Origin of the sequence: Phreatobacter sp. (assembly GCF_022843985.1) — a bacterium.
Classification (GTDB): domain Bacteria; phylum Pseudomonadota; class Alphaproteobacteria; order Rhizobiales; family Phreatobacteraceae; genus Phreatobacter.
This window is the reverse complement of the sequence record NZ_JALHMP010000002.1, coordinates 64,293-90,335: the sequence shown is the minus strand read 5'-3', so window position 1 is coordinate 90,335 and position 26,043 is coordinate 64,293. Positions and strand designations below refer to the sequence as shown.

The 26,043-nt window shown below is 67.2% G+C and carries 26 protein-coding genes and 1 riboswitch; of the genes, 17 read left to right on the top strand and 9 right to left on the bottom strand.

Annotation, left to right across the window (positions count from 1 at the left end):
- Positions 1-331: 331 nt before the first annotated feature.
- Complete coding sequence (locus Q0C57_RS01670) at positions 332-718, top strand: hypothetical protein (protein ID WP_296571135.1); 387 nt, start codon at positions 332-334, stop codon at positions 716-718.
- Positions 719-939: 221 nt separating this feature from the next.
- On the opposite strand, the gene gcvPB is transcribed toward Q0C57_RS01670, so the two are convergent.
- The 5 genes from gcvPB to Q0C57_RS01645 all read right to left on the bottom strand — a co-directional run bounded on the left by gcvPB (position 940) and on the right by Q0C57_RS01645 (position 6,633).
- Complete coding sequence (gene gcvPB, locus Q0C57_RS01665; protein WP_296571133.1) at positions 940-2,514, bottom strand: aminomethyl-transferring glycine dehydrogenase subunit GcvPB; 1,575 nt, start codon at positions 2,512-2,514, stop codon at positions 940-942.
- A gap of 11 nt (positions 2,515-2,525) precedes the next feature.
- On the bottom strand, positions 2,526-3,881 hold the full coding sequence (gene gcvPA / locus Q0C57_RS01660; protein WP_296571130.1) for an aminomethyl-transferring glycine dehydrogenase subunit GcvPA: 1,356 nt from the start codon (positions 3,879-3,881) through the stop codon (positions 2,526-2,528).
- A gap of 138 nt (positions 3,882-4,019) precedes the next feature.
- Positions 4,020-4,394 carry a glycine cleavage system protein GcvH gene (gcvH, locus tag Q0C57_RS01655; RefSeq protein WP_296571128.1) on the bottom strand — a complete coding sequence of 125 codons (375 nt, stop codon included), beginning with the start codon at positions 4,392-4,394 and terminating at the stop codon, positions 4,020-4,022.
- 32 nt (positions 4,395-4,426) lie between these two features.
- Entirely contained in the window at positions 4,427-5,572 is a 1,146-nt protein-coding gene (gene gcvT, locus Q0C57_RS01650) for a glycine cleavage system aminomethyltransferase GcvT (RefSeq protein WP_296571125.1), read from the bottom strand.
- A gap of 204 nt (positions 5,573-5,776) precedes the next feature.
- A riboswitch (glycine riboswitch) is annotated at positions 5,777-5,884 on the bottom strand.
- Positions 5,885-6,003: 119 nt separating this feature from the next.
- Entirely contained in the window at positions 6,004-6,633 is a 630-nt protein-coding gene (locus Q0C57_RS01645) for a hypothetical protein (RefSeq protein ID WP_296571122.1), read from the bottom strand.
- A gap of 226 nt (positions 6,634-6,859) precedes the next feature.
- On the opposite strand from Q0C57_RS01645, the gene Q0C57_RS01640 reads away from it, so the two are divergent.
- The 3 genes from Q0C57_RS01640 to Q0C57_RS01630 all read left to right on the top strand — a co-directional run bounded on the left by Q0C57_RS01640 (position 6,860) and on the right by Q0C57_RS01630 (position 9,884).
- Positions 6,860-8,041, top strand: coding sequence for a pyridoxal phosphate-dependent aminotransferase (locus Q0C57_RS01640; protein ID WP_296571119.1), 1,182 nt, complete (start codon positions 6,860-6,862; stop codon positions 8,039-8,041).
- Between the two features lie 65 nt (positions 8,042-8,106).
- On the top strand, positions 8,107-9,276 hold the full coding sequence (locus Q0C57_RS01635) for an ATP-binding protein (protein ID WP_296571115.1): 1,170 nt from the start codon (positions 8,107-8,109) through the stop codon (positions 9,274-9,276).
- Between the two features lie 2 nt (positions 9,277-9,278).
- Positions 9,279-9,884 carry a response regulator gene (locus Q0C57_RS01630; protein ID WP_296571112.1) on the top strand — a complete coding sequence of 202 codons (606 nt, stop codon included), beginning with the start codon at positions 9,279-9,281 and terminating at the stop codon, positions 9,882-9,884.
- Positions 9,885-9,897: 13 nt separating this feature from the next.
- Here the strand turns inward: Q0C57_RS01630 and cobT are convergent, their stop codons facing one another.
- On the bottom strand, positions 9,898-10,926 hold the full coding sequence (cobT, locus tag Q0C57_RS01625) for a nicotinate-nucleotide--dimethylbenzimidazole phosphoribosyltransferase (protein WP_296571110.1): 1,029 nt from the start codon (positions 10,924-10,926) through the stop codon (positions 9,898-9,900).
- A 111-nt stretch (positions 10,927-11,037) separates the two neighbouring features.
- Between cobT and Q0C57_RS01620 the strand changes: the two genes are divergently transcribed.
- From Q0C57_RS01620 to Q0C57_RS01600, 5 genes are all read left to right on the top strand, one after another.
- A complete protein-coding gene (locus Q0C57_RS01620; protein WP_296571108.1) occupies positions 11,038-11,826 on the top strand; it encodes an adenosylcobinamide-GDP ribazoletransferase in 789 nt (262 codons plus the stop codon).
- Positions 11,823-12,023 carry a DUF1289 domain-containing protein gene (locus Q0C57_RS01615; RefSeq protein ID WP_296571105.1) on the top strand — a complete coding sequence of 67 codons (201 nt, stop codon included), beginning with the start codon at positions 11,823-11,825 and terminating at the stop codon, positions 12,021-12,023. Before Q0C57_RS01620 ends, Q0C57_RS01615 begins: the two co-directional genes overlap by 4 nt.
- Positions 12,020-12,736, top strand: coding sequence for a TIGR02281 family clan AA aspartic protease (locus tag Q0C57_RS01610; RefSeq protein ID WP_296571103.1), 717 nt, complete (start codon positions 12,020-12,022; stop codon positions 12,734-12,736). Before Q0C57_RS01615 ends, Q0C57_RS01610 begins: the two co-directional genes overlap by 4 nt.
- Positions 12,737-12,793: 57 nt before the next feature.
- The gene (locus Q0C57_RS01605) at positions 12,794-14,317 is read left to right on the top strand and encodes a bifunctional UDP-sugar hydrolase/5'-nucleotidase (RefSeq protein ID WP_296571101.1); all 1,524 of its coding nucleotides are present in this window, start codon (positions 12,794-12,796) and stop codon (positions 14,315-14,317) included.
- A 121-nt stretch (positions 14,318-14,438) separates the two neighbouring features.
- Positions 14,439-15,242 carry a penicillin-binding transpeptidase domain-containing protein gene (locus Q0C57_RS01600; RefSeq protein ID WP_296571098.1) on the top strand — a complete coding sequence of 268 codons (804 nt, stop codon included), beginning with the start codon at positions 14,439-14,441 and terminating at the stop codon, positions 15,240-15,242.
- A gap of 8 nt (positions 15,243-15,250) precedes the next feature.
- Here Q0C57_RS01600 and Q0C57_RS01595 read toward each other — a convergent pair whose 3' ends face one another.
- Positions 15,251-16,114, bottom strand: coding sequence for a sulfite exporter TauE/SafE family protein (locus Q0C57_RS01595; protein WP_296571096.1), 864 nt, complete (start codon positions 16,112-16,114; stop codon positions 15,251-15,253).
- Positions 16,115-16,480: 366 nt separating this feature from the next.
- Here Q0C57_RS01595 and Q0C57_RS01590 point away from each other — a divergent pair, with 366 nt between their 5' ends.
- Positions 16,481-16,756 (top strand): hypothetical protein, encoded by a 276-nt coding sequence (locus Q0C57_RS01590; RefSeq protein ID WP_296571093.1) that lies wholly within the window; start codon positions 16,481-16,483, stop codon positions 16,754-16,756.
- Between the two features lie 56 nt (positions 16,757-16,812).
- On the opposite strand, the gene dusA is transcribed toward Q0C57_RS01590, so the two are convergent.
- Complete coding sequence (gene dusA / locus Q0C57_RS01585) at positions 16,813-17,844, bottom strand: tRNA dihydrouridine(20/20a) synthase DusA (protein ID WP_296571090.1); 1,032 nt, start codon at positions 17,842-17,844, stop codon at positions 16,813-16,815.
- 693 nt (positions 17,845-18,537) lie between these two features.
- Between dusA and Q0C57_RS01580 the strand changes: the two genes are divergently transcribed.
- The gene (locus Q0C57_RS01580; RefSeq protein ID WP_296571088.1) at positions 18,538-19,620 is read left to right on the top strand and encodes a calcium/sodium antiporter; all 1,083 of its coding nucleotides are present in this window, start codon (positions 18,538-18,540) and stop codon (positions 19,618-19,620) included.
- 180 nt (positions 19,621-19,800) lie between these two features.
- On the opposite strand, the gene Q0C57_RS01575 is transcribed toward Q0C57_RS01580, so the two are convergent.
- Positions 19,801-20,706 (bottom strand): LysR family transcriptional regulator, encoded by a 906-nt coding sequence (locus Q0C57_RS01575; protein WP_296571086.1) that lies wholly within the window; start codon positions 20,704-20,706, stop codon positions 19,801-19,803.
- A 123-nt stretch (positions 20,707-20,829) separates the two neighbouring features.
- Here Q0C57_RS01575 and Q0C57_RS01570 point away from each other — a divergent pair, with 123 nt between their 5' ends.
- From Q0C57_RS01570 to Q0C57_RS01545, 6 genes are all read left to right on the top strand, one after another.
- Complete coding sequence (locus Q0C57_RS01570; RefSeq protein WP_296571083.1) at positions 20,830-21,858, top strand: ABC transporter substrate-binding protein; 1,029 nt, start codon at positions 20,830-20,832, stop codon at positions 21,856-21,858.
- An 81-nt stretch (positions 21,859-21,939) separates the two neighbouring features.
- A complete protein-coding gene (locus Q0C57_RS01565; RefSeq protein WP_296571081.1) occupies positions 21,940-22,968 on the top strand; it encodes an ABC transporter ATP-binding protein in 1,029 nt (342 codons plus the stop codon).
- A complete protein-coding gene (locus Q0C57_RS01560) occupies positions 22,965-23,825 on the top strand; it encodes an ABC transporter permease (protein ID WP_296571077.1) in 861 nt (286 codons plus the stop codon). The genes Q0C57_RS01565 and Q0C57_RS01560 overlap by 4 nt, the downstream gene beginning before the upstream one ends.
- Complete coding sequence (locus Q0C57_RS01555) at positions 23,822-24,619, top strand: ABC transporter permease (RefSeq protein WP_296571075.1); 798 nt, start codon at positions 23,822-23,824, stop codon at positions 24,617-24,619. Before Q0C57_RS01560 ends, Q0C57_RS01555 begins: the two co-directional genes overlap by 4 nt.
- Positions 24,616-25,755, top strand: coding sequence for an FAD-binding oxidoreductase (locus Q0C57_RS01550; protein WP_296571072.1), 1,140 nt, complete (start codon positions 24,616-24,618; stop codon positions 25,753-25,755). The genes Q0C57_RS01555 and Q0C57_RS01550 overlap by 4 nt, the downstream gene beginning before the upstream one ends.
- Complete coding sequence (locus tag Q0C57_RS01545) at positions 25,736-26,041, top strand: (2Fe-2S)-binding protein (protein ID WP_296571070.1); 306 nt, start codon at positions 25,736-25,738, stop codon at positions 26,039-26,041. The genes Q0C57_RS01550 and Q0C57_RS01545 overlap by 20 nt, the downstream gene beginning before the upstream one ends.
- Positions 26,042-26,043 lie beyond the last annotated feature (2 nt).

The following is a 26,043-nucleotide window of genomic DNA, read 5'->3' as shown; positions in this document are numbered from 1 at the left end:
GCCGGGCCGGTAATTCGCGAGGCGGAACGGGCGACGATGCGCATGGCCGTGTCTTAAGGGGAAGGCGGGCGGAAAGGCAAGCGCGGAGCGGGCCTATGGGCCGGAGAGCTGAGCCGCGAGGCCTTCCGGCACATCTTTCTCCGACGCCTGGCGTCGGCCACGCGACATGGGGACCGCAGTGGCGAAGATCTAAGAATTTCGCTATGTCAAGATGCGCGCCAGCGTTGTGTCGCGTCGTCCTTTTCCTTCCAGCCAAGCGGCGCTGGTTGGAACCGACTGCGGTGTTCGCCCCACACTGCTCGCATTCGCCAAGAGCCCTCCGAGACCTGCCATGTTGCGCCTCCTCGCCGCCTGCGGACTGCTCCTTGCCACCTGCCATCCCGGGATGGCGGCAGCGCGCATCGTTGCCCTCAACTCAGATATGGTCGGGACCTGGGGCCATGATCCGCGGTCCTGCACCGTGGAAACCGACAACGGTCGCGTCGAGGTGAAGCCGCTCGAAGTCATCTTCTTCGCGGCATCATGCAATCTGAGTGGACTCAGGCAGGGACCGGTCGACGCGCTCAGCGCCAACGGCCGCTGCTATGGCGAAGGCGGCAGCTTCTCCGAACGGATCAGCCTGCGCTTCCGCCAGATCAGCCAAACGCGCCTCGAAATCACCTTCGAGGGCATGTCACACGTCTACCAGCGCTGCGAGCGCGCGTTGCCCGTGCGGTGACGTCCCGGCGGAACCGACGCGCCGCTCGACAGCCAGCACAGGACGATGGTCACCGACCGGGGCGTCATCACCGCACAACTGCTACAGGAGCTCCCGGCCTTCATCGCCAAATCGTCGAGGAAGGCCGCCAAGAGCGCCGCGTCTGAGGCGTTCGGCCCGAAACGGAAGACGCCCGGCCGGGGCCGGGCGTCCCGCATGGTCGCGCGGCGTGGGTGCGGCGGTTACTCCGCCGCCTCCTTGAAGGGTTCGGGCGGGGTCCAGCGCAGGATCGGCGTGCGGGCCGCCCGCGTCTCGTCGAGGCGCCGGCGGGGCGCATGATAGGGCGCGCCCTTGAAACGGTCGACATCGCCGCGCTTGGCGGCAAATGCGAGGTCGCGCAGTGCGGCGATGAAGAGATCGAGCGAGGCTTTCGATTCGCTCTCCGTCGGCTCGATGAGCATGGCACCGTGCACGACCAGCGGGAAATACATGGTCATCGGGTGATAGCCCTCGTCGATCATCGCCTTGGCGAAATCGAGGGTCGAGACGCCGGTGTTCTTCAGCCAGTCGTCGTCGAACAGCGCCTCGTGCATGCAGGGCTGGTTGCCGAAGGGCAGGCTCATGAGATCGGCGAGCGAGGCGCGGATATAGTTGGCGTTGAGGACGGCGTCCTCGGACGCCAGCCGCATGCCGTCGGCGCCATGGCTCAGCATATAGGCGAGGGCGCGCACGAACATGCCCATCTGGCCGTGGAAGGCGGACATGCGGCCGAAGGGCTGCTCGCCCTTGTCGAGCTTGCCGCCCTCCTCGACCAGGGCATAGCCCTTGCCGACGCGGATGAAGGGATAGGGCACGAAGGCCGCGAGGCGCTCGGAGAGCACCACCGGGCCCGAGCCCGGCCCGCCGCCGCCATGGGGCGTCGAGAAGGTCTTGTGCAGGTTGATGTGCATGGCGTCGACGCCGAGATCACCGGGCCGCGCCTTGCCGACGATGGCGTTGAAATTGGCACCGTCGCAGTAGAAATAGGCCCCCGCCTTATGGATCGCCGCGGCGATCTCGACGATCTCCTTCTCGAAGATGCCGCAGGTGTTGGGGTTGGTCAGCATGATCGCCGCCACGTCCGGCCCGAGAGCGGCCTTGACGTCGGAGACATGCACCGTGCCGTCGGCATTGGCGGGCACCGAGCGCACCTCGAAGCCGATGAGGGCGGCGGTGGCCGGGTTGGTGCCATGGGCGGATTCCGGCACCAGCACGATCTTGCGGTGCCCCTCGCCCTTGGCCTCCAGCGCCGCCTTGATTGCCATCATGCCGCAGAGCTCGCCATGGGCGCCCGCCTTCGGGCTCATGGCGACGGCAGGCATGCCGGTCAGTTCCTTGAGATAGTGTGCGAGCGTGTCGATCAGCTTCAGTGCCCCCTGCACGGTGGAGGCCGGCTGCAGCGGGTGGACGTCGCCGAAGCCGGGCAGGCGCGCCATCTTCTCGTTCAGGCGGGCATTGTGCTTCATCGTGCAGGAGCCGAGCGGGAAAAGCCCGGTGTCGATGCCGTAGTTCTTCTGGCTGAGGCGCACATAGTGGCGCATGACCTCGGGCTCGGTCAGCCCGGGCAGGCCGATGGCCTCGTTGCGGGCAAGCTTGCCGATGCGAGCCTTCACCTTCTTGGGCGCGGGGATGTCGACGCCGGAGACCTCGGGACGGCCGATCTCGAAGATCAGCGCTTCCTCGATCTGCAGGGCCTTGTTGCCGGTGAAGGTCGGGTGGGCTGCGGCGGTTCCGGTCTCGCCGGCGGAGGTCGGACGACCCTGGTTGTTCATGGACATCGATCCGCTCCTCAGATGCTGGCGCCGAGCGCCGCCACGAAGGCTGCGCGGTCGTCATCGGTGTTCACTTCGGTGTTGGCGACGAGGATCACATCCTTCAGCGCCTTGTGCTTCGGCCAGAGGCGGGCGGCCGGCACGCCGGCCAGGACGCCGTTCTTCGCCATCTTCTCGACGATCTTCGCCGCATCGCCGGGCACGCGGATGGCGAACTCGTTGAAGAAGCTCTTGTTGAGCACCGTCACGCCGTCGACATCGGCGAGCCGGTCAGCGAGGTCGCAGGCATTGGCATGGTTGACGGCGGCCAGCCGGCGCAGGCCGGACTCACCCAGAAGCGACATGTGGATGGTGAAGGCGAGGCACATCAGACCGGAATTGGTGCAGATGTTGGACGTCGCCTTCTCGCGGCGGATGTGCTGCTCGCGGGTGGACAGCGTCAGCACGAACCCGCGGCGCCCCTCGGCGTCCACCGTCTCGCCGCAGAGGCGGCCCGGCATCTGGCGGACGTATTTCTGCTTTGTGGCGAAGAGGCCGACATAGGGCCCGCCGAAGCTGAGGCCAACGCCGATGGACTGGCCCTCGGCCACCACGATGTCGGCGCCCATGGCGCCGGGGGGCGTCACGGCCCCGAGCGAGACCACCTCGGTGACGACAGCAATCAGCAAGGCACCGGCGTCCTGCGCCTTCTTCGCGATGGCGGTGAGGTCGTGGAGGTTGCCGAAGACGTCCGGCGTCTGGATGACGATGCAGGAGGTCTCGGCATCGATGGCGGCGGCGACCGCCTTGAGGTCGGCGCCGGCATCGTTCGGATTGGGCGCCAGAGAGACGACCTCGTCGGAGGCCATGCGCGACAGCGTCTCGATCGTGTCGCGGTAATGGGGGTGCAGGTTGCCGGCGAGGATGGCCTTGCGCCGCTTGGTGACGCGATGGGCCATCAGCACGGCCTCGGCGGCGCCGGTTGAACCGTCATACATGGAGGCGTTGGCCACCTCCATGCCGGTGAGGAGCGCCACCTGGGTCTGGAATTCGAACAGATACTGAAGCGTACCCTGGGCGATTTCCGGCTGATAGGGCGTGTAGCTCGTCAGGAATTCCGAGCGCTGGATCAGGTGGTCGACCGAAGCCGGCACATGATGCTTATAGGCCCCTGCCCCGACGAAGAACGGCACTTCCGAGGCCGAGATGTTCTCCGCTGCCATGGCGCCGAGAATGCGCTCGACCTCCAACTCGCCCTTGGCATGGGGAAGGTTCACCGGCCCCTTGAGCAGCTTGGATTTAGGAACATTGGCGAAGAGATCGTCGACGGCGGCGACGCCGATCTTCGCCAGCATGTCGGTGCGGTCTTGGGGCGTCAGCGGCAGATAGCGCATGGTGGGCTCCACTGACCCTCTGCCCTTGCGGGAGAGGGTGCCCGCGTCAGCGGGCGTGTAAGGGATCGTGGGCGGATGTGAGGCTCGCCGGGACGCCTGGCCCCGGACACTTGTGTACGGAACGGAGAGCGTTTCGGCTCACAGAGTGTCGAGAAAGGCCTTGTAGGCGGCTTCATCCATGAGCTCGTCGAGCTCGGCGGGGTTGGCGATCTTCACCTTGAAGAACCAGCCCTTGCCGGCCGGATCGTCGTTGACGGTGGCAGGGGCACCCTCAAGGTCGGGATTGGCTGCGGTCACCTCGCCGGAGACCGGCGAATAGATATCGGAAGCCGCCTTGACGCTCTCGACCACGGCGGCGCTGTCGCCCTTCTTGACGGCCTTGCCGGCGGCAGGAAGCTCGACGAAGACCACGTCGCCGAGCTGCTCCTGGGCGTAGTGGGAGATGCCGACGGTGCCGGTGTCGCCGTCGATGCGGATGTACTCGTGATCTTTGGTATATTTGACGGTGGCCATGACGGGTCCCCTGAAGGCTTGTCGTTGAAGTCTCAGCCGCGGAAATAGCGGTGCGGCGCGAAAGGCATGGTGACGACCTTCGCCGGCAGGTCCTTGCCGCGGACCTCGAGCAGGACCGGTGTTCCCGGCTCGGCGAAGCGGCGGTTCACGTAGCCCATGGCGAGCGGGCCGTTGATGGTCGGGCCGAAGCCGCCGGAGGTGACGGTGCCGATCGGCTGGCCGTCGGCGGATTTCACCACCGTGCCCTCGCGCGCGGGCGCGCGCCCGTCGGGGAGAATGCCCACCCTGAGGCGCGGCGCGCCGTCGGCGAGGTCCTTCTGGATACGCCCCGCACCGAGGAATCCGCCCTCGATGCGCCGGCGCTTCTGGATCGACCAGGTCAAGCCCGCCTCGACCGGCGAGGTCGTGGTGTCGATGTCGTGGCCATAGAGGCATAGGCCGGCCTCAAGCCGCAGCGAGTCGCGGGCGCCGAGACCGATCGGCTTGACGCGCGCGTCCGCCAGCAGCTTCTGCGTCAGGGCGACCGCATCGGCGCTCTTCACCGAGATCTCGACGCCGTCCTCGCCCGTGTAGCCGGTGCGCGAGACATGGGCCCAGATGCCGTCGATGGCGAGGTCGAGCGAGGTCATGAACTTGAGGCCGGCCAGGTCCGGCGCGAGTGTCGCGACGGCCGCCACCGCCGCCGGACCCTGTACCGCGATCAGCGCGAGATCCTCGGCGATCTTCAGGGTGACGCCAGCCGGCAAATGCGCCTTCAGATGCGCGTAGTCGGCGTCCTTGCAGGCAGCATTGACCACCAGATAGATCCAGTGCTCGTGGCCGGGATGGCCGAGGCGGGTGACCATCAGGTCGTCGAGAATGCCGCCCTCGGCATTGGTGAACTGCGAATAGCGCTGCTGGCCGGGCTTCAGGCCCAGCACATCGGCGGGGACGAGCTTCTCAAGCGCGGCCGCCGCCGTCTCGTATTGCCCATCAGCGGGGATGAGGAAGCACTGGCCCATATGGCTGACGTCGAACAGGCCGGCATGCTCACGCGTCCAGTTATGCTCCGCCATCACCCCGGTCGGATACTGAACCGGCATGTCGTAGCCGGCAAAGGGCACCATTTTGGCGCCCAGTTCACCATGCAGGGCATGCAGAGGGGTCTTCAGCAACGGTCCGGTCTGGGTCTCACCCATCGATCCTGCACTCCGGCGCGCGGACGGATCCGGTGTCAGCCGAACTTGTCCGAAATGCGGGCTTGTCGCCCGCTCGCGCCCCTCTGTCGCAGGACCTGAGAGATTCACCGCTGCTCGATCTGAGCGCGCCTCCGCAAGCGGAAGCAACACGGCTTACTCCGTCGGTGGGCCGGGATTGGACCTCCGGCCACTTTCCAGAATGTCATTCCACCGGCGGTCCTTTTTGCCTGAGAGGTTCCGGGGCCGTTGCTCCTTCGGCGCCGGGGGATCCCATCAACATGAAGACCACCCGGACTCTCCCGCCGGGTTCATATGACACGCACTCGCAATGGCCGTTGCCCACAACGAAGTCAAGGCCAGCTTTGAGGCAAGCTGACTGCAGACCAGGCAATGCTTGGCCCGGCCCGGGCTGCTGCCTGCGGCGTGATGCCTCAGCGCTCCGCCGTGCGGGCACGGCCGCGGCGCGGCCGCTCCTGCTGCGTGGCCTGATTGTCGAAGCCGACGAAGACAATGTAGGTCGCGAGTTCGCCCGGCTCTGGCAGCGGGAAGGATACCTGGTCCTCGACCTGCGTGAAGGCGACGTTCGGCGAACCGGCGGGAATGTCGATCGGCACCTGGTAGAGCCGCGACCAGACGGGCGTCGACAAGCCTCTGGTCACGGCGATGCGGATCGGCAACGTCACACGGCCGCCGTCGCCCTTGGGGCCGACCAGCACGCGGCCCTCGATGCCGACCCGGATCGTCATGGTCTGGCCGTCGATGCGGCACTCACGGGCGAGGTCCGTAATGGTGCCCTGATAGCGCAGTTCCGTCGGTCCCTCGCCACCCTGGCGCCACACGGCCGAACCGTCGCGGATCTCGACACGCGGGCAGAGATTGGCGTGGAGCGTCTGCTGCCCCTCGGGCACGGGCTGGCCGAAAAGGGCGTTATGGACGGGCGAGCCGACCCCCGGCGCCGGCTGGGCCGCGGGCTGGGTGGTCTGCTGCTGGCCACCGAACAGGTTGCCGCCGGTGGTGCCGCATGCACCGAGCGCCAGGCCCGCCGCCAGAACAGCCGTCACTTTCCAGATCCGCACGCTGCTACCCTCAATTTGCCGTCACGATCGGCGCTTATAGCAAGAGCCTTCGGGCGGAACAAAGGCCATCCTGCTGCCGTCCACCGGCAGTAAAGCGCCCCACGCGCGCCGGCGGCGATGGACAAACCCCGTGATTTTCATGAGAAGGACGCCTCACGCTCTTCATGCTGGCGCCGATCACGGCTCCGGCCGCTTGCCCAGGACCGCCCGCATGACCTCTTCCCTTCTCGCCTCCCTGCGTCCGGAAGCCTCCGGTGCCCCTGCCAGCGGCATCGTCGAACTGTCGAAATATGCCCGCACCGCCGGCGACGTGATCCAGCTCTGGGTCGGCGAGGGCGACATGCCGACACCCTCCTTCATCTACGAGGCGGCGACGCGGTCGCTTGCGGCCGGCGAGACGACCTACACCTGGCAACGCGGCATTCCCGAACTCCGGCAGGCGATCGCCACCTATGCCTCCGATCTCTATGGCCGCACCTTGTCGGCCGAGCGCTTCTTTGTCTGCGGCTCCGGCATGCAGGCGATCCAGATCGCCATGACGCTGGTCGCCGGCCCGGGTGACGAGATCATCATCCCCTCCCCCACCTGGCCCAACGCGCCGGCAGCGGCTGGTCTGCGCGGCGCGACGCCCGTCTTCGTGGAACTCGACCACGGCAATCGCGGCTGGCAGATCGACCTCGAAAAGCTGGAAGCGGCGATCACGCCGAAGACCAAGGCGATGTTCATCAACACGCCGTCCAATCCGACCGGCTGGACGGCGACCAAGGAGGAACTGGCGGCGATCCTGGCGATGGCCCGCCGCCACGGCCTGTGGATCGTTGCCGACGAGATCTACACGCGCTTCGTGTGGACCGATGGCGCACCGCACCGGGCACCGTCCTTCCACGACGTGCGCGAGGACGGCGACCGCATCGTCTGGGTCAATACCTTCTCGAAGAACTGGGCCATGACCGGCTGGCGCACGGGCTGGGTGGAAGCCGATCCCGCGCTCGGCGACGTCATTGAGAACCTCATCCAGTATTCGACCTCGGGATCGCCTGTTTTCATCCAGCGGGCGTGCATCGTCGCGCTCGAACGCGGCGAAAGCTTCCTCGCCCACCAGGTCGCCAAGGCGCGCAAGGCTCGCGATATCGTCTCGGAAGCGATCGAAGCGACAGGCCGCTGCCGCTTTTCGCGGCCCGAAGGCGCGTTCTATCTGTTTTTCGGCATCGACGGCGTCACCGATTCCAATGCCGCTGCGATGAAGCTCGTCGACATCGCCAAGGTTGGTCTAGCACCGGGCAGCGCCTTCGGCCCCGGTGGCGAGGGCCATCTCCGGCTGTGCTACCTGCGCTCGCCGGAACAGATCGCCCTCGCCGCGGAGCGCCTGAGACTGGCGATCCCGCAACTCTAGCGTTGGACCTCCACCCGACATCGAAGCCCGTTGCGCTCCGCATTTCTCCGTAGCATGGTTTACGGATGAGGCGGGATGTCGCAGGGTGCGGCGTTGCCGTGCCCCGCTGTCGGGAGGGTCGAATCCAACGGACTGTCCCACCATTGCCGCATGCCGCTGACGCCATCCTGTCAGATGTCCTCGACATGGCGGGTGAAGCCATCATCGTGCTCGACGACCGCGCCCGCTTGTCAGCCTTCAGCCGGGCCAGCGAAAAGCTCTTCGGCTGGAGCGCGGCTGAAGTCGTCGGGCAGCCCTTCGCCATGCTTATCGCCGGGGAAGAGGGCATGAACAGGCAGCGACTGGACCAGCTTGGCTCCGGATCTCATGGGCTGGTCGGGCGCCACAAGGCCGGCCATTCCTTTGCTCTCACGCTCGACCTCGCCGCGCGGGAGAACCCGGCGGGCCGGCATTTCATCGCGGCACTGCGGACATGGCCGGCACGGCCGGTGGACCCGGAGCGGCTGGCGCGGCTCGAATACGAGAACACCCATCTCGCCCGTCTCGCCGTCGTCGAGGCGATGGGACCGGCCCTGGCCCACGAACTCAGCCAGCCGTTGACTGCGGTGGCGCTATATCTGCAGGCCGCGGAAGCCATGCTCGGCCCGCAGGATGCCGCCGGCGCCATGGTCGGCAAGGCGCGCCGGGAGGCCGAGCGTGCCGGCCGGATCATCCGGGCCCTGCGACGGTTCGTGGAAAACAGACTCCCGGAATCCGTGCCGGTGGTGCTCGATCCGCTGGTGGACGAGGCGATCGACCTCGCTCTCCTCGGGCGCAACCCACGGCCCGCCATCGCGCGGGACAGGGCCGAAAGCGAGCTTACGGTCATGGCTGACCCGGTCCTGGTGCAGCAGATCATCGTCAATGTGGTGCGCAACGCGATGGATGCCGTCGAGGGGCTGGCGGAGGCTCGCCTGTGGATCGCGACGCGCCGCGTTGACGGCCGGGTCCATCTCTCGATCCGCGACAGCGGACCCGGCTTTCCTGCCGCCGTCATGGCTGAACTGTTCGCGCCGCTGCAGACGTCGAAGCCGGGCGGCCTCGGTCTCGGCCTCGCCCTGTCGCGATCCATCGCCGAACAGCTCGGCGGATCCATCAGCGTCGACCCCGGCGGGGGAGGCCAGGGCGCGACCGTGTCGGTGGTTCTGCCCCTTGCCCGTCAAACCTCGCCAGAAGCCGTTCAGCGGAGCGCATAAGCATGCCCCAGGCCGATGAGATCTTCGTGGTCGACGACGATGCCGCCGTTCGCGAGGCGCTCACCGTCCTCCTCACCATGGAGGGTTTCGATGTGACCTGTTTCGCCGACGGGAACGCTCTCGTCACCGCCGTCCGCAGCCATGTGCCGGCCTGCGTCATCCTCGATGTCAACATCCCCGGTCCTTCCGGGCTTGACGTGCTGAAGCGTCTGAAGGCCGATGCCTGTCCGGCGGCGGTCTTCGCCATGTCGGGGCAGGCGAATATCCCCATGGCGGTCGACGCGATCCGCAATGGTGCCATCGATTTCTTCGAAAAGCCCTTCGATGCCGGGCGGATCGTTGGCTGCGTTCGCGAAGCCATCGCCGATGCTGGCCGACATCCGCGCGTGACGGGGCACCTCGCATCGCACTTTCCCGGCATGGAACTCCTGACGCCGCGGGAACGCCAGGTGCTTGAGCAGATCGCCGGCGGATCCTCCAACAAGGAAGCCGGCCGCGCCCTCGGCATTAGCCCGCGGACCGTCGAGGTTCATCGCGCCAGGATCATGGAGAAGATTGGCGCACGCAATGCAGCCAATCTCGTGCGGATCGTGCTGACCGAGCATTGAAAGCGGCGGAGTTTCAGCCGCGGCTGACGGCGGCCTGCTCGAACGTCGCCATGCCCTGGTGAACCGCCAGCGCATTCTTCACCAGGCCGCAGGCGAGCGCCGCGCCGGAGGCCTCACCGAGCCGCATGCCGAGATCAAGAAGCGGCCGCTTGCCGATCTTCTCCAGCACCCGGCCATGGGCCGGCTCGGCCGAGCGATGGGCGGCGAGGCAATGGTCGAGGCTCGAGGGATCGACGGCGTGCAGCACGGCTGCGGCAGCGGTCACGACATAGCCGTCGAGCAGAACAGGAATGCGCTGCAGGCGGGCGGCAAGGATGGCGCCGGCAATGGCAGCGATCTCCCGGCCGCCGACACGGCGCAGGACCTCCAGCGGATCTTGGCCCGGTCCGCCGGCGCGGGCGACTGCACGGGCGACGACATCGGCCTTGCGCTTCACGCCCTCGGCGTCGACGCCCGTCCCCGGGCCGACCCAGTCGCGGGCCTCGCCGCCATAGAGGCCGTGATAGACGGCCGCGGCGATGGTGGTGTTGCCGATGCCCATCTCGCCGAGGCAGAGAAGATCGGCGCCGACGATGGCCTCCATGCCGAAGGCGATGGTCGCGGCGCAACCCGGCTCGTCCAGCGCATCGGCGGTGGTGATGTCAGGGGTCGGAACGTCAATGGCAAGGTCGAAGACCTTGAGGCCGATGTCATTGGCGACGCAGAGCTGGTTGATGGCGGCCCCGCCGGCGGCGAAATTCTCCAGCATCTGGCGGTTGACCGCATCGGGGAAGGCCGAGACCCCCTGCCCCGTCACGCCATGAGAGGTCGCGAAGATGGCCACGAGGGGCCGGTCGACGCGCGGCTTGCCGTTGCCGCTCCAGGCGGCGACCCATTCGACGATGTCCTCGAGCCGGCCGAGGGATCCCGCCGGCTTGGTGAGTTCGCCGTCACGCACCCGCACCTCGGCCACGGCAGCGGCATCCGGCCCCGGCATGCGGGTGAGGAGATCGCGAATGTCCTCGAAGGGCAGGCCGGAAGGGTTGGGGGGCGGCAGGACCATGAGGCGCTTTCTGACTCGGGGGGTGTCGCGGGAGGCGAGCGGTAGCAGCATCGGCCATGGCGGCACAAGGCGGACTGGCGGAGCGGCGCGGCTCTGGCTATGCCATTCGCCATGGACAATCCAGCCCTCTGGCGCGACACGATCGTCGCGCTCCGTTTCTTCTCGCGCCTGCCCCTGCCGGTCCTGCCCGGGGAGGCGGATCCCCATGGCCTGCCGGACTTTACCCGCCTGATCCGCGTCGTGCCTCTGGTCGGAATGGTGCTGGGCGGGCTCGCCGGCGCGGTGCTGATCGCCGCCGGTCTGGTCTGGCAGCCGCTGATCGCTGCGCTTCTCTGCGTCGGGGCGGCGGCCGTGATGACCGGCGCCTTCCACGAGGACGGGCTGGCCGATTCGGCTGACAGCCTCGGCGGCATGAGCCGCGAGCGGCGGCTGGACATCATGAAGGACAGCCGCATCGGCACATTCGGCGCCACGGCCCTGATCATCGGGCTCGGCCTGCGCGTCGCCGCCCTCGCCGGGCTCGCCGCCGGTGTCGGCGTGGGACGGACGGCCCTCGCCCTCGCCGCAGCCGGGGCCGTCTCGCGGACGGTCGCGCTCGGCCTTCAGGTGCGCCTGCCGCCGGCCCGCGTCGAGGGCGCCGCCTATGCCACCGGCCAGCCGCGCAACGAGGACTGGTACCGGGCTCTGGCACTGGCGGGCGTCATCGCCCTTCTCGCCGTTCCAGCGGGCGGCCTGTTCGGGACGATCTGCGCATTCGCCATCGCTGGTCTCGTCCTCGTACTGGCTATCCGCTTCGCCGTTTCCCATGTTGGCGGCCAGACCGGCGACATGACCGGCGCGACGCAACAGGTCATCGAGATCGCCATGCTTCTGACCCTGCTGGCTTTTGCCGCGCCATGAACGCCTTCAAGCCGCCGCCCGCCATCGAGAGCCCCTGCATCAGGCTTTGCCGCCTCGATCCGGTCCATGGCCTTTGCGAGGGCTGCGGCCGCACCGCCGCCGAGATCGGCGGCTGGCTCGCCATGAGCGGTGAGCAGCGCCGCGCCGTGATGGCCGACCTGCCCCGCCGCCTGAGCGCCCTGGAGCGGCGGGCATGACATCGCGCATGGTGCTCTGGATCCTGCTCGGCAGCGTGGTGCTGCTGGTGGTCGTCGCCGCGGTGCGATCCGGCGGCCTCGCCACCGGCAATCTCGATGCTGGCGACTGGGGCGCTCTGGTCGGCCTCCTGATGCTGGCCACGCTCAGCGGTGCCAGCGTCATGGGCCTGTTCCGTGGCCGGGCGGGTGACGCGCTGCAGGCGGTGATCGCCTGGCTCGCCATCTTCGCCTTCCTGGGAGTGATCTACACCTATCGCTACGAGTTCGAGGCGGTGGGCCGGCGGGTCCTCGCCAATCTCGTTCCCGGCATGGGCGCTGAGGGCGTCACCGGCACGCGCGAGGTGACGGTGCCGCGTGGTGGCGGCGGCACATATGTGGTGCGCGTCACGCTGAACGGATCGCGGGCGACGCCCATGCTGGTCGATACCGGCGCCTCGGCCCTGGTCCTTACCGAGGCCGATGCGCGCCGCGCCGGCATCCGGGTCGAGGACCTGTCCTTCAACGTACCCGTCCAGACCGCCAACGGACAGTCGCTCACCGCCGCCACCATGGTGGAGATGGTCGCGATCGGCCCGATCGTCGAGCGCAACGTGCGGGCGCTGGTGGCCCGGCCGGGTGCCCTGACGACGAGCCTGCTCGGCCACACATTCCTCGACCGGCTCGAAAGCTACGAGGTGCGCGGCGGGCGCATGGTGCTGCGTGGTCGCAGTTGAGGCCTCTTGCCAGGGCCGCCGCAGCGGCGTCATTGTCCGCCCGAACATGAGGTCACGATGAGCCACATCTCGCGCCGCGACACCCTGACAGCCGGCATCGGGGCTGGGCTTGCCGCCCTCGGTGGCACCGCTTCACAGGCGCAGGTCGCCGCCGGCACGCCCATCGTGACGCTGCTGCTCGTCAACGACATCTACAAGATGGGCGAGGAGGGCGGACGTGGCGGCTTCGCCCGGCTGAACGCCATCGTCAAGTCGGAACGGGCGCGGGGCGTGCCGCTGCTCTATGTCCATGCCGGCGACATGTTCTCGCCCTCGCTGATGTCCGGCTTCGACCAGGGCGCGCATACGGTCGAGCTCTGCAACATCGCCCCGCCCGACCTCTTCGTTCCCGGCAACCACGAGTTCGACTTCGGCCCCGAGGCCTATGCCAGGCGGCGCCAGGAAGCGCGCTTCCCCTGGTATGCCTCCAACATGCGGGCCGCCGACGGGTCGATCCTGCCGGGGCACGAGGACGGACGCATCTTCGACTTCGGGGTGGTGAAACTCGGCGTGTTCGGCATTGCGCTGCCCAACACGCCGGAAGTGTCCTCCACCGGCGACATCCGCTTCCTGCCGACCATGGAGACCGTGCGGCGCGAGGCGGAGCGCCTTCGACGCGAGGGCGCGGACCTCATCGTCTGCTGCACCCATACCGACCGCCGCGAGGATGACGCGATCGTCCGCTCCCGGCTCGTCGACGTGCTGCTGACCGGCCACGACCATGACCTCGCCATCACCTATGACGGGCGCACCGTCATGATCGAGAGTTCGGAGGAGGGCTACTACGTTACCGCCGTCGACCTGACGCTGACGAAGGTGACGGCGGAGGGCGTGACGCGCACCGCCTTCACTCCCGCCTTCCGCGTCAATGACAGCCGCGGCGTGACGCCCGATCCCACAACGCTGGCGCGGGTCAGGCAATATGAGCAGGTCCTGTCGGAGGAACTCGACGTCGAGATCGCCACGATTACAGGGGAACTCGATACGCGAACGGCCTCGGTGCGCTCGGGCGAACAGCCGATAGGCAATCTCGTGGCCGACGCCATGCGGCGGGCGACGGGCGCCGATGTCGGACTGACCAATGGCGGCGCCATCCGTGGCAACCGGATCTATCCGGCCGGACATCGCTTCACGCGGCGCGATGCGCTGAGCGAACTGCCTTTCGGCAACCGCACCGTCGTCGCCAAGGTGTCCGGCGCGGACCTGCGCCAGGCGCTGGAAAACGGTGTCAGCCAGGTGGAGCAGCGCGCCGGACGCTTCCCCCATGTCGCCAACCTGACGGTCGAAGTCGATGCGAGGCGGCCGCCCGGCGGCCGCGTCGTCTCCGTGCAGGTGGCGGGGCAGCCGCTGGACGACGACCGCATCTACACCGTCGCGACCAACGACTTCATGCTGCGCGGCGGCGACGGCTATACGATGCTCGGCCTCAGGGCGCCCGACAAGGACGTCCAGGGAAAGCTGGTCGCCTCCGACCTGATGACGCATCTACGGGCGCTGGGCACCATCACGCCGCGCCTCGAAGGACGCATCATCCTGCGCTAGGGCGGTCTGCGGGCTGTGACGATGCGACAGTCCCTGCAACCGCCGCCAAGCCTGGTGATGACCCAGTCAGCGGCGTGACCGGGGGCCAGCGCCGCGCTCTATCTCCCATGGGTCGCTCAACATGCCGGTTGCTCTTACCCGCCGCGACACCCTCGCTCTCGCCGCGATACTGCCAGCCGCGCCCTCCCGCGCCACAGCGCCGGAGCGTCCGGATCTCCGCGACCTCTTCCTCCAGAACGGGGTGAGCGGGACCTTTGCCCTGCTCGGCGCGTCGCATGAGGAGACCGTGCTCGCCGATGCTGCACGGGCCACACGCCGCTTCGTGCCTGCCTCGACGTTCAAGATCCCCAACAGTCTCATTGCTTTCGAGACGGGCGCCGTGGCCGACCCCGATGCCGTCCAGCCCTATGGCGGCGGTCGCATCCGCAACCCTGCCTGGGCGCGGGACATGTCGCTGCGCGACGCCATGGCGATCTCCAACGTGCCGGTCTTCCAGGGACTCGCCCGGCGGGTCGGCCTGGGGCGCTACCGGGACTGGCTGGCGAGGCTCGACTACGGCAGCCGCGACCCCGGCATGGTCGTGGACCGCTTCTGGCTCGACGGCCCGCTGGCCATCAGTGCCATCGAGGAAGCAAGGTTCAACCTGCGTCTGGCGCAGACGGTCCTGCCGGCCTCGACGCGCGCCCAGACACTCGTTCACGACATCGTCCGGCTGGAAAGCGCCGGCGGCGCGACCCTCTATGGCAAGACCGGCTGGTTCGTGCGGCGCGGCCAGACGTCGATCGGCTGGTGGACCGGATGGGTCGAGCGCGGCAGCCGCATCCATGCCTTCACACTCAACATGGACATGCCGCATAGCGCCATGGCGCCGAAGCGGCTGGAGATCGGACGCGCCGCGCTGAAGCTGCTTCGCGTCTACGGCTGAAGCCGCCGTCAGCCGAGGCCGCGGGTGACGAGATCCCAGGAGAAGCGCAGGCAGACAATGAGCAGGAAGATGCCGAAGGACAGTTCCAGCTTGCGCTTGGGCAGGGAATGGGCGAGGCGCGCGCCGAGCGGGGCTGTCCACATCGAGGTGGGGATGAAGAGCAGGAAGCCGATCAGCGAGACATAGCCCAGCGCGAAGGGAAACTGGATTGCCGCGACGGCAGGAAATTCCGCAGCCTTCGGCCAGCCGGCATAGATATAGCCGAGGGCGCCGGGGATGGAGATGAGCACGCCGAGACCCGAGGACGTGGCGACGGCATTATGGATCGAACGGCCATAGGCCATCATGACGAGATTGCCGAGCTGGCCGCCGCCAATGCCCATCAGGCTCGACAGCACGCCGATGACGCCGCCCGAGGCGATCATGCCGACGCGACCGGGCATGCCGGTGCCGAAGTTCAGCTCCTTGCCGGTGAGCAGGCGCCAGGCCGACAGGCCGGCGACGAAGACGAAGACGGCCTTGAAGACCGCCGGCGGCGCATAGCGCGCCAGCAGCGAACCGATGATGACACCAATGACCACCGGAATGGCCCAGGCGCGCAGGATCTCCATATCCACGGCGCCCTTGGCTTTGTGCGCCTGGAACGAACGGATGGAGGTCGGGATGATGATGGCGAGGGAGGTGCCCACGGCCAGCGCCATGCGCAGTTCCAGCGGCACGCCGACGACACCGAACAGTTCGTAGAGCACCGGCACGATGACCGCGCCGCCGCCGACGCCGAAGACACCCGCGAGGATGCCGGTGATCGCACCGGCCGCCAGCAGCCCGATGGCGAGAATGGCCAGTTGATCGAAGGGAACGCCGAAGAACATGGGGGACATCCGCGCCGCAGGAAGCGCGCGACTTACTCCCTCTCAGCCCGGCGCGGCAAGTCGCAGACGCGCGCGGCGGCTGTGCGAGCCGGGGCATCGGTGTGACAGCCCCTGCGACTGGCACCCTTTCGGGGCAATGAGGGCCGCCACGGGCGACGTCCGCCGGCAATGACGCGGCACGACCGGGACGTCACGGCGGACGGCACTTCCGGCACGGCTGCTGCAACGGGAGGCCGGCGGCGCAGGCACCACCGAGCGCGACGCGTCGGCCGCCAGCGCCTTGAACCTTCTTCGCCGGACCCGCGACCCAAGCCCATTGGATCCGCGACCAGGGTCCATTTCGCACTCAGATCGAAGGAGATTTCCATGTCAAACACCCGCTTCAAGGCCGTGGCCCTCGCCGCCGTACTCACCCTCAGCCTTGGCTCCTCTCTTTCCGGCGCCATGGCGCAATCCGCCGGCGGCGGCGGCAGCGCGGGCGATGGCGGCGGCGGGTCGATGGGCTACGATGCGCCGTCCGTGACCCATGCGGCCGTTCCCGGAACGACGATCCCCCGCCCGGGCCAGGTGCGCGAGCAGAACACCCTCTGCGGCTTCGAACTGCTGCGCGGCCATTACTGCGAGCGCCGGGTCGCGCGCTGACCCCGCCGCCCCATGACGGGGCGGCACCCTGCGCCGCCCCGTCATGTTCCACGCCGTCAGGCGGCCATCTCGCATCCGGTCGGGCGGTTGATGACAAGGTCGAGGGCCTCGCGCAGCACCCGCGCATCGGCACCCGGCTTCACGGCCTCGACCGACAGATGGCGCCGGAACTGGCGGGCACCGGGAACAGCCTGGAACAGGCCGAGGATGTGGCGGGTCATGGCAGACAGCCGAACGCCTTCCGCCAGCCGCGCTTCCAAATAGGGGATGAAGGCTTCCAGGGCCTCGGCCAGCCCGGCGACCGGCGGCGTCGCATCGAACAGGACAGGGTCGACCTCGCGCAGCAGGGCCGGCGACTGATAGGCGGCACGGCCAAGCATGACGCCGTCGAGCCGGACTCCGTGGCGCCCGGCGAGCAGGCTCTGCGCGTCGGCGAGGCTGCCGATCCCGCCATTGATGGCGATGGGGACGTGCGGCAGGCGCGCCTTGAGGCGAAACACCCGGTCGTAGTCGAGAGGGGGGATCTCGCGATTCTCCCGAGGCGACAGACCCTGCAGCCAGGCCTTGCGGGCATGGACGATCAGCGCATCGGCCCCGGCGGCGGCGACGGCATCGGCAAAGGCATCGAGACTCGCCTCGGGGTCCTGGTCGTCAATGCCGATGCGGCACTTGACCGTGACCGGAACCGCGACGGCCGCCTTCATGGCGGCGACGGCCCGCGCCACCTGGTCCGGAACCGCCATCAGGCAGGCGCCGAACTGGCCGCCCTGGACGCGGTCCGACGGGCAGCCGCAATTGAGATTGATCTCGTCATAACCATAGGCCTCACCGATCCGCGCCGCCTCGGCCAGCGCATCGGCATCGGCACCGCCCAGTTGCAGCGCCACGGGATGTTCGGCTGTATCAAAGCCCAGCAGCCGTTCGCGATCGCCATGGATCACCGCATTGGCGGTGACCATCTCGGTGTAGAGCAGGGCGTGGCGCGAGAGGATTCGGTGGAAGAACCGGCAGTGCCGGTCCGTCCAGTCCATCATGGGCGCAACCGAAAACCGCCACCGGCTCTGATCGGGCTTAAACTCAGCGTTCATGCGGGCTTCCGTCAATTCGCCAGGACATCGCTCTGGACGTTAGCTTCAACATTTAGCACTTTTCCTAAGCCCGGCGGATTCAACGATGTCTTTGCGTCTGGCCGATCGACGGCGGTCGGGAGGTTGTGCGGGACAAGGGGCAGAGCAACGAATCCACGCGCGGGTCGTGTCCTTGGACATGGTGCAGCTTCGCGAAGCCACCACGACGCCGGCTTTGGCCGGGCTGGTCAGGCCGCCATGTCCGCGCCATCACCCTTCAGTTGGCCGAGGTGGTCGTCATCGGCCTGATGGTGCTTACCATCCCCGCCGCCATCGGCCGCCTTCGAGCACGTCCGCTACGCGGGTGGCCGCGATCCGGTCTCAAACTGAACGAAAGCGGCGGGACAGGTCCGTCCGCCACGTTGAAAAACGTCACAGGTGGGCTTGGGCGAGGCCGTTTAGCGGCCGCACAACCGACACCTCCCGGGGTCGAAAAAGCTGGCACCAAGGCCACAATCAGGCGACTTGACCGACAATGGGAAGCCCATTTTGGAGAATGTCGGCCGGCGACGCTCGACGTGGTCGCCTTGGCGTCGCGAAGGCGCAAACACTTCGCCACTTTGGCGGATTTCCGGCGCTTTCCGGTGGCGGAACTCCCGCTCCCGCCTTACATCGACCAGAGTTCGCGGCCTCGGAGCAAAAGGACTTGACCGGATGACTCTTCTTTTCTTCGCTTTCGGTCTCGTGCTGCTCGTCCTGGGTGCCAGGTTTCTGGTGCAGGGGGCGTCGCGGCTAGCGCTGGCCGTCGGCCTGTCACCGCTGGTGGTCGGCCTTACCGTGGTCGCCTTCGGCACCTCCGCACCGGAAATGGCGGTTTCGGTCGGCGCGGTCTGGGGCGGCGACAACAATATCGCGATCGGCAATGTGATCGGCAGCAACATATTCAACGTGCTGTTCATCCTCGGCTGCTCGGCACTGATCGCACCGTTGGTCGTGAACCGCCAGATCATCCGCCAGGAGGTGCCGATCATGATCGGCCTTACCGTCCTGTTGCTGGTCATGCTGCACGACCTGTCGATCAGCATGATCGAGGGTGGCTTTTTGTTCCTGCTGCTGATCCTCTACACGGTCTTTCTGGTGGTGCAGTCGCGCCGAGCCAACCAGGTGGCAGACAATGGCGCAAGCTTGGAAGAGCTGGACCTGAGCGGAGCCAGGTGGGCCGATTCACGTCTGATGCAGGCTGCGCTGATCGCTGGCGGGCTCGTGCTGCTGGTGGTCGGATCGCGGTTGCTGGTCGACGCATCGGTCGCCCTTGCCAAGGCGCTTGGGATCAGCGATCTGGTTGTAGGGCTGACGATCGTGGCAGCGGGCACATCGCTGCCTGAAGTGGCGACCTCAATCACCGCAGCGCTGAAGGGCGAACGCGACATCGCGGTCGGCAATGTTGTCGGCAGCAACGTCTTCAACATCCTTGGCGTGCTGGGCCTGTCGGGTCTGGTCGCCGGAACTGGCGGGATCATCGTCGCGCCTTCGATATTGGCCTTCGACGCCTGGGTCATGCTGGCTGCCGCCATTGCCTGCATTCCGATCTTCATGACTGGTCGCGAGATCGCGCGCTGGGAGGGGGCCGTATTCCTGGCCTATTACGTCTTCTACGTGGCCTACCTGATCATGGCGGCCGAACAGCATGCGGCACTGGCGACCTTTACCTTCGCAATGATCTGGTTCGTTGCCCCGTTGACCCTGATAACGGCGATCGCGGTCTACCTCAGGCCGGGCCGGGCCGGCCAGTCCTGACCGGGTCAGGCCGGATCGCGGTCAGGCGACGGCAACAGACAGGATCGCGCCGTCACGACCATCAGACGGGTGGCTGTGACGTCGCGATCGAGAACCAAATTCTCGCATGCGTTCAGATCGTCGCCAATCTCCGCGGTGGGCGCGGCCAGTGGCTGACGATGTCCACCAACTCCCGGGACATCACCCCCGAATGGCCCCCATGAGCGGGCGCAGGTAGTCAACCGATCCAACCTCGACAACGTCCAGAAAGTCTCTCGCGGCCTGGGACAATGCCCGCTGCCGTGCGGTGACGATCGAAAACCCTGCATCAATGGCGGGACGGAACGGCAGGACCACGACACCGCGGCCAATGAAGGCCCGCGCCGTATAGGCTTCGACGAGGGCAATACCGACCCCTTCGCTGGCAAGGGCGCAGGCGATGGCGGAGAGCGGTGTCTCCACCGTGGATCGAATGGATATGCCGGCCAAGGCCACCTCGATGATGTGCCGCTGATAGCTGCCCCGCCCCAACAGGATGACATCTTCGCCTGCGAGATCGGAAGCACGAATCTCGGCCAATCGGGCGAGGCGGCGGTCCGTCGGGACGACGGCAACGATCGGGGCCATCATCGGCGCCATGACGAGCGAAGAGCGTTCGGCCGGTACGGCTACGAAGCCGAAGTCGAACTGGCCGCCGGCGACACGGTCGAGGACCAGATGCGAGGGAATGCCGTCGATCTGGACCGCCAGGCCCGGCCGTGTCGCGCGGAAGCGGGCCATCAGGAACGGCAGAAATCCCAAGGCCAGCGCCGGCAGGGCAGCCACCCGCAACGATCCTGCCCTTGCCGACCTCAGATCCGCGGCGAAGGCCTTCACATGTTCGAGGCCGAGATAGGACCGTTCGACCTCGGCGAGAAGGGCAACCGCCTCGGGGGTCGGGCTCAACTGGTTCCCCCTGCGCTCGAACAGACGGATCTTCAGATTGTATTCGAGGTCGCGGATCAGGCGGCTGACGGCGGGCTGGGTGACATGGAGCACCTCGGCCCCTGCCGTCATGCCGCCTGTCATCATGACAGCGCGGAAAGCCTCCAGCTGACGATCGAACACGCTCCATCTCCATCACATTCGGACATGCTTGGTCCGAAATTTTGAATTTGATATTATTGAAGGAATGCAACCACCCTCGCAATCACCAAGGCAAACCCGCCTTCGGGGGTTGAGGAGGGATCCATGCAATCGAGGTTTCTGCTGGCGCTCGGCGCAACGGCCGCGATGCTTTTTTCAGCAGGCGTCGGACATGCCCAGGAAACGCTTGTCGTGGCCGGATCGGGGGGCTCGATCGAGAAGGTTCTGCGCGAGCGGGTCATCGCGCCTTTCGAGCGGGCCCACAATGTGCGCGTCGTCTATGTCGCCGGGAACTCCACCGACACCCTGGCCAAGCTCCAGGCCCAGAGGGGCAATCCGGAGATCGATGTCGCGATCATCGACGACGGTCCGATGATGCGGGCCGTGTCTCTCGGATTCTGTGCGCCGCTCGAGGGCGTCGACCAGTCGAGGCTCCACGATGTGGCAAGGCTGCCGGGCGGCCGTGCCTCCGGCATGGGGCTGATCGCGACAGGCCTGATGTACAATACGAGGGTCTTCAGGGAGAACGGCTGGGCGGCGCCCACCTCCTGGAATGACCTGATGGATCCCAAATACCGGGGCCGGGTCGTCATGCCGCCGCTGAACAACGGCTATGGCCTGCTCACGGTGGTCATGCTGGCGCGGCTGCACGGTGGTGGCGAGAGCAACATCAACCCTGGCTTCGATGTCATGCGCCGACATGTCGGCCCCAACATCCTCGCCTACGAGCCGTCTCCGGCCAAACATGCCGAACTGTTCCAGACAGGCCAGGCGATCTTCGGCGTCTGGGGCACGGCGCGGGTCCAGCCCTTGATCGATGCCGGCGTTCCCGTCGAATTCGTCTATCCGAAGGAGGGCTCGCCGGTGGTCATGATGGCGATCTGTCCGGTGGCCAAGCGGCAGATATGGCCAAAGGCCCATGCCTTCGTCCAGACGATCCTCTCGGCGGAAACGCAATCGCTCCTCGCCAATGAGGCAGGCCTTGCGCCGGTCAACAAGGACGCGACCGTCGCCCGCCCGGGAATCATGCCGGTGGGCGAACTGGCGGCCCGCCTCGTTGCAGCGGACTGGACCATCATCAATCCCGTGCGTGATGACTGGAATCGCCGCTGGGTTCGCGAGATCGAACGCTGATCCGGGGCCCGGCCTTGCCCGGGAGCCCCACTCGCAGAGGCAGGGCGCGCATCGGCGCGCCCCGGTGACCTGGAGGGCGTGATGCCCTATCTCGCGATCGAAAACATCCGGAAAGCCTATGGTCCCGCTGTCGCGGTCGATCACCTCGACCTCGGCGTCGAGAAGGGCGAATTCATTTCGCTGCTCGGTCCTTCGGGCTGCGGCAAGACCACCACGCTGCAGATGATCGCGGGCTTCGTCGAGCCGACCCAAGGCGCCATCGCGCTCGATGGGATCGATCTGTCGCAGCTAGCGCCGGAGAAGCGCGGCCTCGGCATCGTCTTCCAGAGCTATGCGCTGTTCCCGCACATGACGGTGGCGGCCAATGTCGCTTTCGGCCTGGAAATGCGCAGGGTCGGCAAAGCCGAGATCCGGCAGCGGGTCGAGCAGGCTCTGGCAATGGTCGGGCTCGCCGACAAGGGGGGCCGCTATCCCCGCCAGATGTCGGGTGGCCAGCAGCAGCGTGTCGCACTGGCGCGGGCGCTGGTCATCCGGCCCGCGATCCTCTTGCTCGATGAACCTCTCTCCAACCTCGATGCCAAGCTGCGAGAGGAGATGCAACTGGAACTGCGGCAGATCCAGCGGCAGTCCGGCACCACGACGGTTCTGGTCACCCACGATCAGCAAGAGGCCCTGGCCCTGTCCGACCGGATCGTGGTGATGAACCAGGGCAGGGTCGAGCAGATCGGTTCGCCATTCGACGTCTACGAGCGCCCAGGCTCGGCCTTCGTCGCAACTTTCCTCGGCAGGACCAACACGTTCAGCGCCGAGCCGACCCCGCAGGGGCTTGCGGTGGCGGGCCATGTCATGATGCCGGGCGAGCGGCCGGCGACCATCTCCATCCGGCCGGAAAAGGTCGATTTCACCACCGAAGGCGACGGATTGCCCGGGCGGGTGCTGACCCGGGTCTTCCAGGGCAACCACTGGCTGCTCCACGTGCAGACGCCGGGCGGCCTGTGCCTGGTCATCCGCCCGAACGACGGCCGGCCTGTACCGGGCGAGGGCGAGGCGGTCGTCCTCGTGTTCCGCGCCGGCGACGCCTCGCTGTCCTTGGCAGGGTCCAGCCCATGAATGCCCAAGCTCGCCAAGGCTGGCTCCTGGTCGCACCCGCGACCCTGCTCTTCGTTGGTATCTTGGCGACGCCTCTCGCCATGACGCTGCTGTTGTCCTTCAACGGCTGGAGCAGCACCCAAGGCATCGTCCCGACCCTGACGGTCCAGAACTATGCCGAGATCCTGTCGGACAGCTTCTTCGCGGAGATCTTTCTCAGGACGCTGCGCATCGCCCTCTGGGTGACGCTGATCTGCGTGCTCATCGGTGCGCCCGAGGCCTACATCCTGCGCCGGATGCGGGAGCCGTGGCGCTCGTCTTTCATCCTCGTCGTCATCGGCCCCCTGCTGGTCTCGGTGGTCGCCAGGACGCTTGGCTGGGCGCTGCTCCTCGGCGGCAACGGGCTCATTCCGCTGGCGCTTCATCGGGTGGGACTGACGTCCAGTCCGGTCTCGCTGATGTTCACCGAGACCGGCGTCGTCATCGCGCTGGTCCATGTTCTCGTGCCCTTCATGGTTCTCTCCGTCTGGGCCTCCCTCGCGCGGATGGATCCGGCGACCGAACGCGCCGCGCAGTCGCTGGGTGCATCGCAGATCACGATTTTCCTGCGCATCGTGCTGCCGCAGGCCATGCCGGGCATCCTGTCCGGCGGCATCATCGTCTTCTCGCTGGCGGCGAGCGCCTTCGCGACCCCGGCGATCATCGGGGGAAGGCGGCTGAAGGTGGCCTCGACCCTCGCCTATGACGAGTTTCTCAGTACGCTGAACTGGCCGCTCGGCGCGGCCATCGCCGTGCTGCTGCTGGTGGGCATCGTCGCCATCGTCGTGGGCTGGAACCGGTTCATCGAACGCCGTTACTCCCAGGTCTTCGCGTCATGAGGAACGGTCCCCTCGCCCTGGTTTTCCACGCCGCCTTCGTAGTCTTTCTGCTGGCGCCGATGGTTCTGGTCTGCCTGGTGGCTTTCACGCCGGAGGGCTTTCTCTCGATCCCGACCACCCGCTTTTCCCTGCGCTGGTTCGAGCGCGTCGGCCAATATCCGGACTTCATCGCAGCCTTCCGCACCAGCCTTCTTGTGGCGACAGCCGCGTCCCTGATCGCTGTCCTGTTCGCCGTGCCGGCCGCGCTGGCGATCGCCCGTTATCGGTTCACCGGGCGCGAGGCGCTGAACGCCTTCTTCATGGCGCCGCTGATGATCCCGCACCTCGTGCTCGGCATCGCCTTCCTCAGGTTCTACTCGCTGCTGGGGATTTCCGGCACGATGGCGGGGTTGATCATCGGTCATGTCGTGGTGGTGTTTCCCTTCGCGATGCGCATGGTGCTCGCTGCCGCGACAGGCATGGACAAGCGGATCGAGGACGCCGCAACCGCCCTTGGCGCCGACAGGATCACCACCTACCGGCGGATCGTCATCCCGCTGATCGTTCCGGGCATGGCCAGTGGCTTTGCCCTGGCCTTCATCCAGAGTTTCGACGAGGTCACGATGACCGTCTTCATCGCCTCAGCCACCACCACCACGCTGCCCGTGCGCATGTTCACCTATATCCAGGACTCGATCGACCCACTCATCTGCGCCGTATCGGCGCTGCTGATCCTCTTCACCGTGCTGGCCATGCTGGTGATCGACCGGCTTTACGGCCTCCAGCGGCTGTTCATCGGCGAGGACAAGTCATGAGCCCGGCGCCCGAGCGACCGGGCAACGATTGCGACGTGGCGGTGATCGGCGGCGGCGTCGTCGGCTTGTCGCTTGCCTATGGGCTGGCAAAGACCGGCCTGACCGTGACGATCCTCGACGAGGGTGATGTCGCGCACCGGGCCTCCCGAGGCAATTTCGGTCTCGTCTGGGTCCAGGGAAAGGGTCTCGACAATCCGGACTACGCCAGTTGGAGCCTTGCTTCCGCACGAGCCTGGCCTGTCTTCGCTGACGAGATCGAGGCCGCCACCGAGACGCCGCTGTCCTATGAGCAACGGGGCGGGCTCATGGCCTCGCTGACCGAGCAGGATCTCGACGCGCGCTGCAACGACCTGCGGCGCCTGCACAATCGCGGGCGGGATTGCGCGGATTTCGAGCGCCTCGATGCCGGCGGGATGAAGCGCCTCTTGCCGGCCATCGGCCCCGACGTCGTCGGAGGCACCTTTTGTCCGCACGATGGTCACGTCAATGCCCTCCGGCTCTTCAACGCGCTCCATGCCGCCGCTGCGAGCCTTGGCGCCATCTACCGGCCGAACGCGACCGTCGAGGCGATCAATTGTCGCCTGGACGGGTTCAGCATCACCGGCGCAGCCGGCGAGATAAGGGCCGGGAAGGTCGTGCTGGCCGCCGGGCTCGGCAATGCCCGCCTCGGCCCGATGGTCGGGATCCACGCCCCCGTCCGGCCACAGCGGGGGCAAATCCTCGTCACCGAAAAGCTCGCGCACTTTCTGGACTACCCGCTCGGCACCATCCGGCAGACCGACGAGGGGGGTGTCATGATCGGCGACAGCAAGGAGGAGGTCGGCTTCGACAACGGCACCCGGCACGACGTTCTGGCCGGCATTGCCGCCAATGCGATCCGCATTTTTCCGCTTCTGGCTCAGGCCCAGGTGGTGCGGAGCTGGGGGGCGCTGCGGGTCATGACCCCGGACGGCTATCCCATCTATGACCGCTCGGTCACGCATCCCGGCGCCTATCTTGTCACCTGCCACAGCGGCGTGACGCTGGCAGCCGTCCATGCTTCGCATGTCGCCGGCATGATCGCCTCGGGTGACTGGTTGCCTGACCTCACACCCTTCGCTGCGGGGAGGTTCGCGGATGTTCCGCCGCCTGGTTGAGCCTGCCGGCCATGTCACGGTCACGATCGACGGCCGACCGTTCAGCGTCGCGGCCGGCGAAACGCTGTCGACAGCGATGCTGCTGGCCGGCTTTGCCGGATTGCGTCGCTCGGCGCGCCTCGGTCGGGAGCGCGGACCGTTCTGCGGCATGGGCGTCTGCTTCGACTGTCTGGTGACCATCGATGGGGCGGCGAACCGCCAGGCCTGCCTCGTCCGTGTCAGGGATGGCATGGCGGTCCAGACCGGCACACGCTTGGCGGCTCTGGCAGACACGGTTCCGGAATGAGC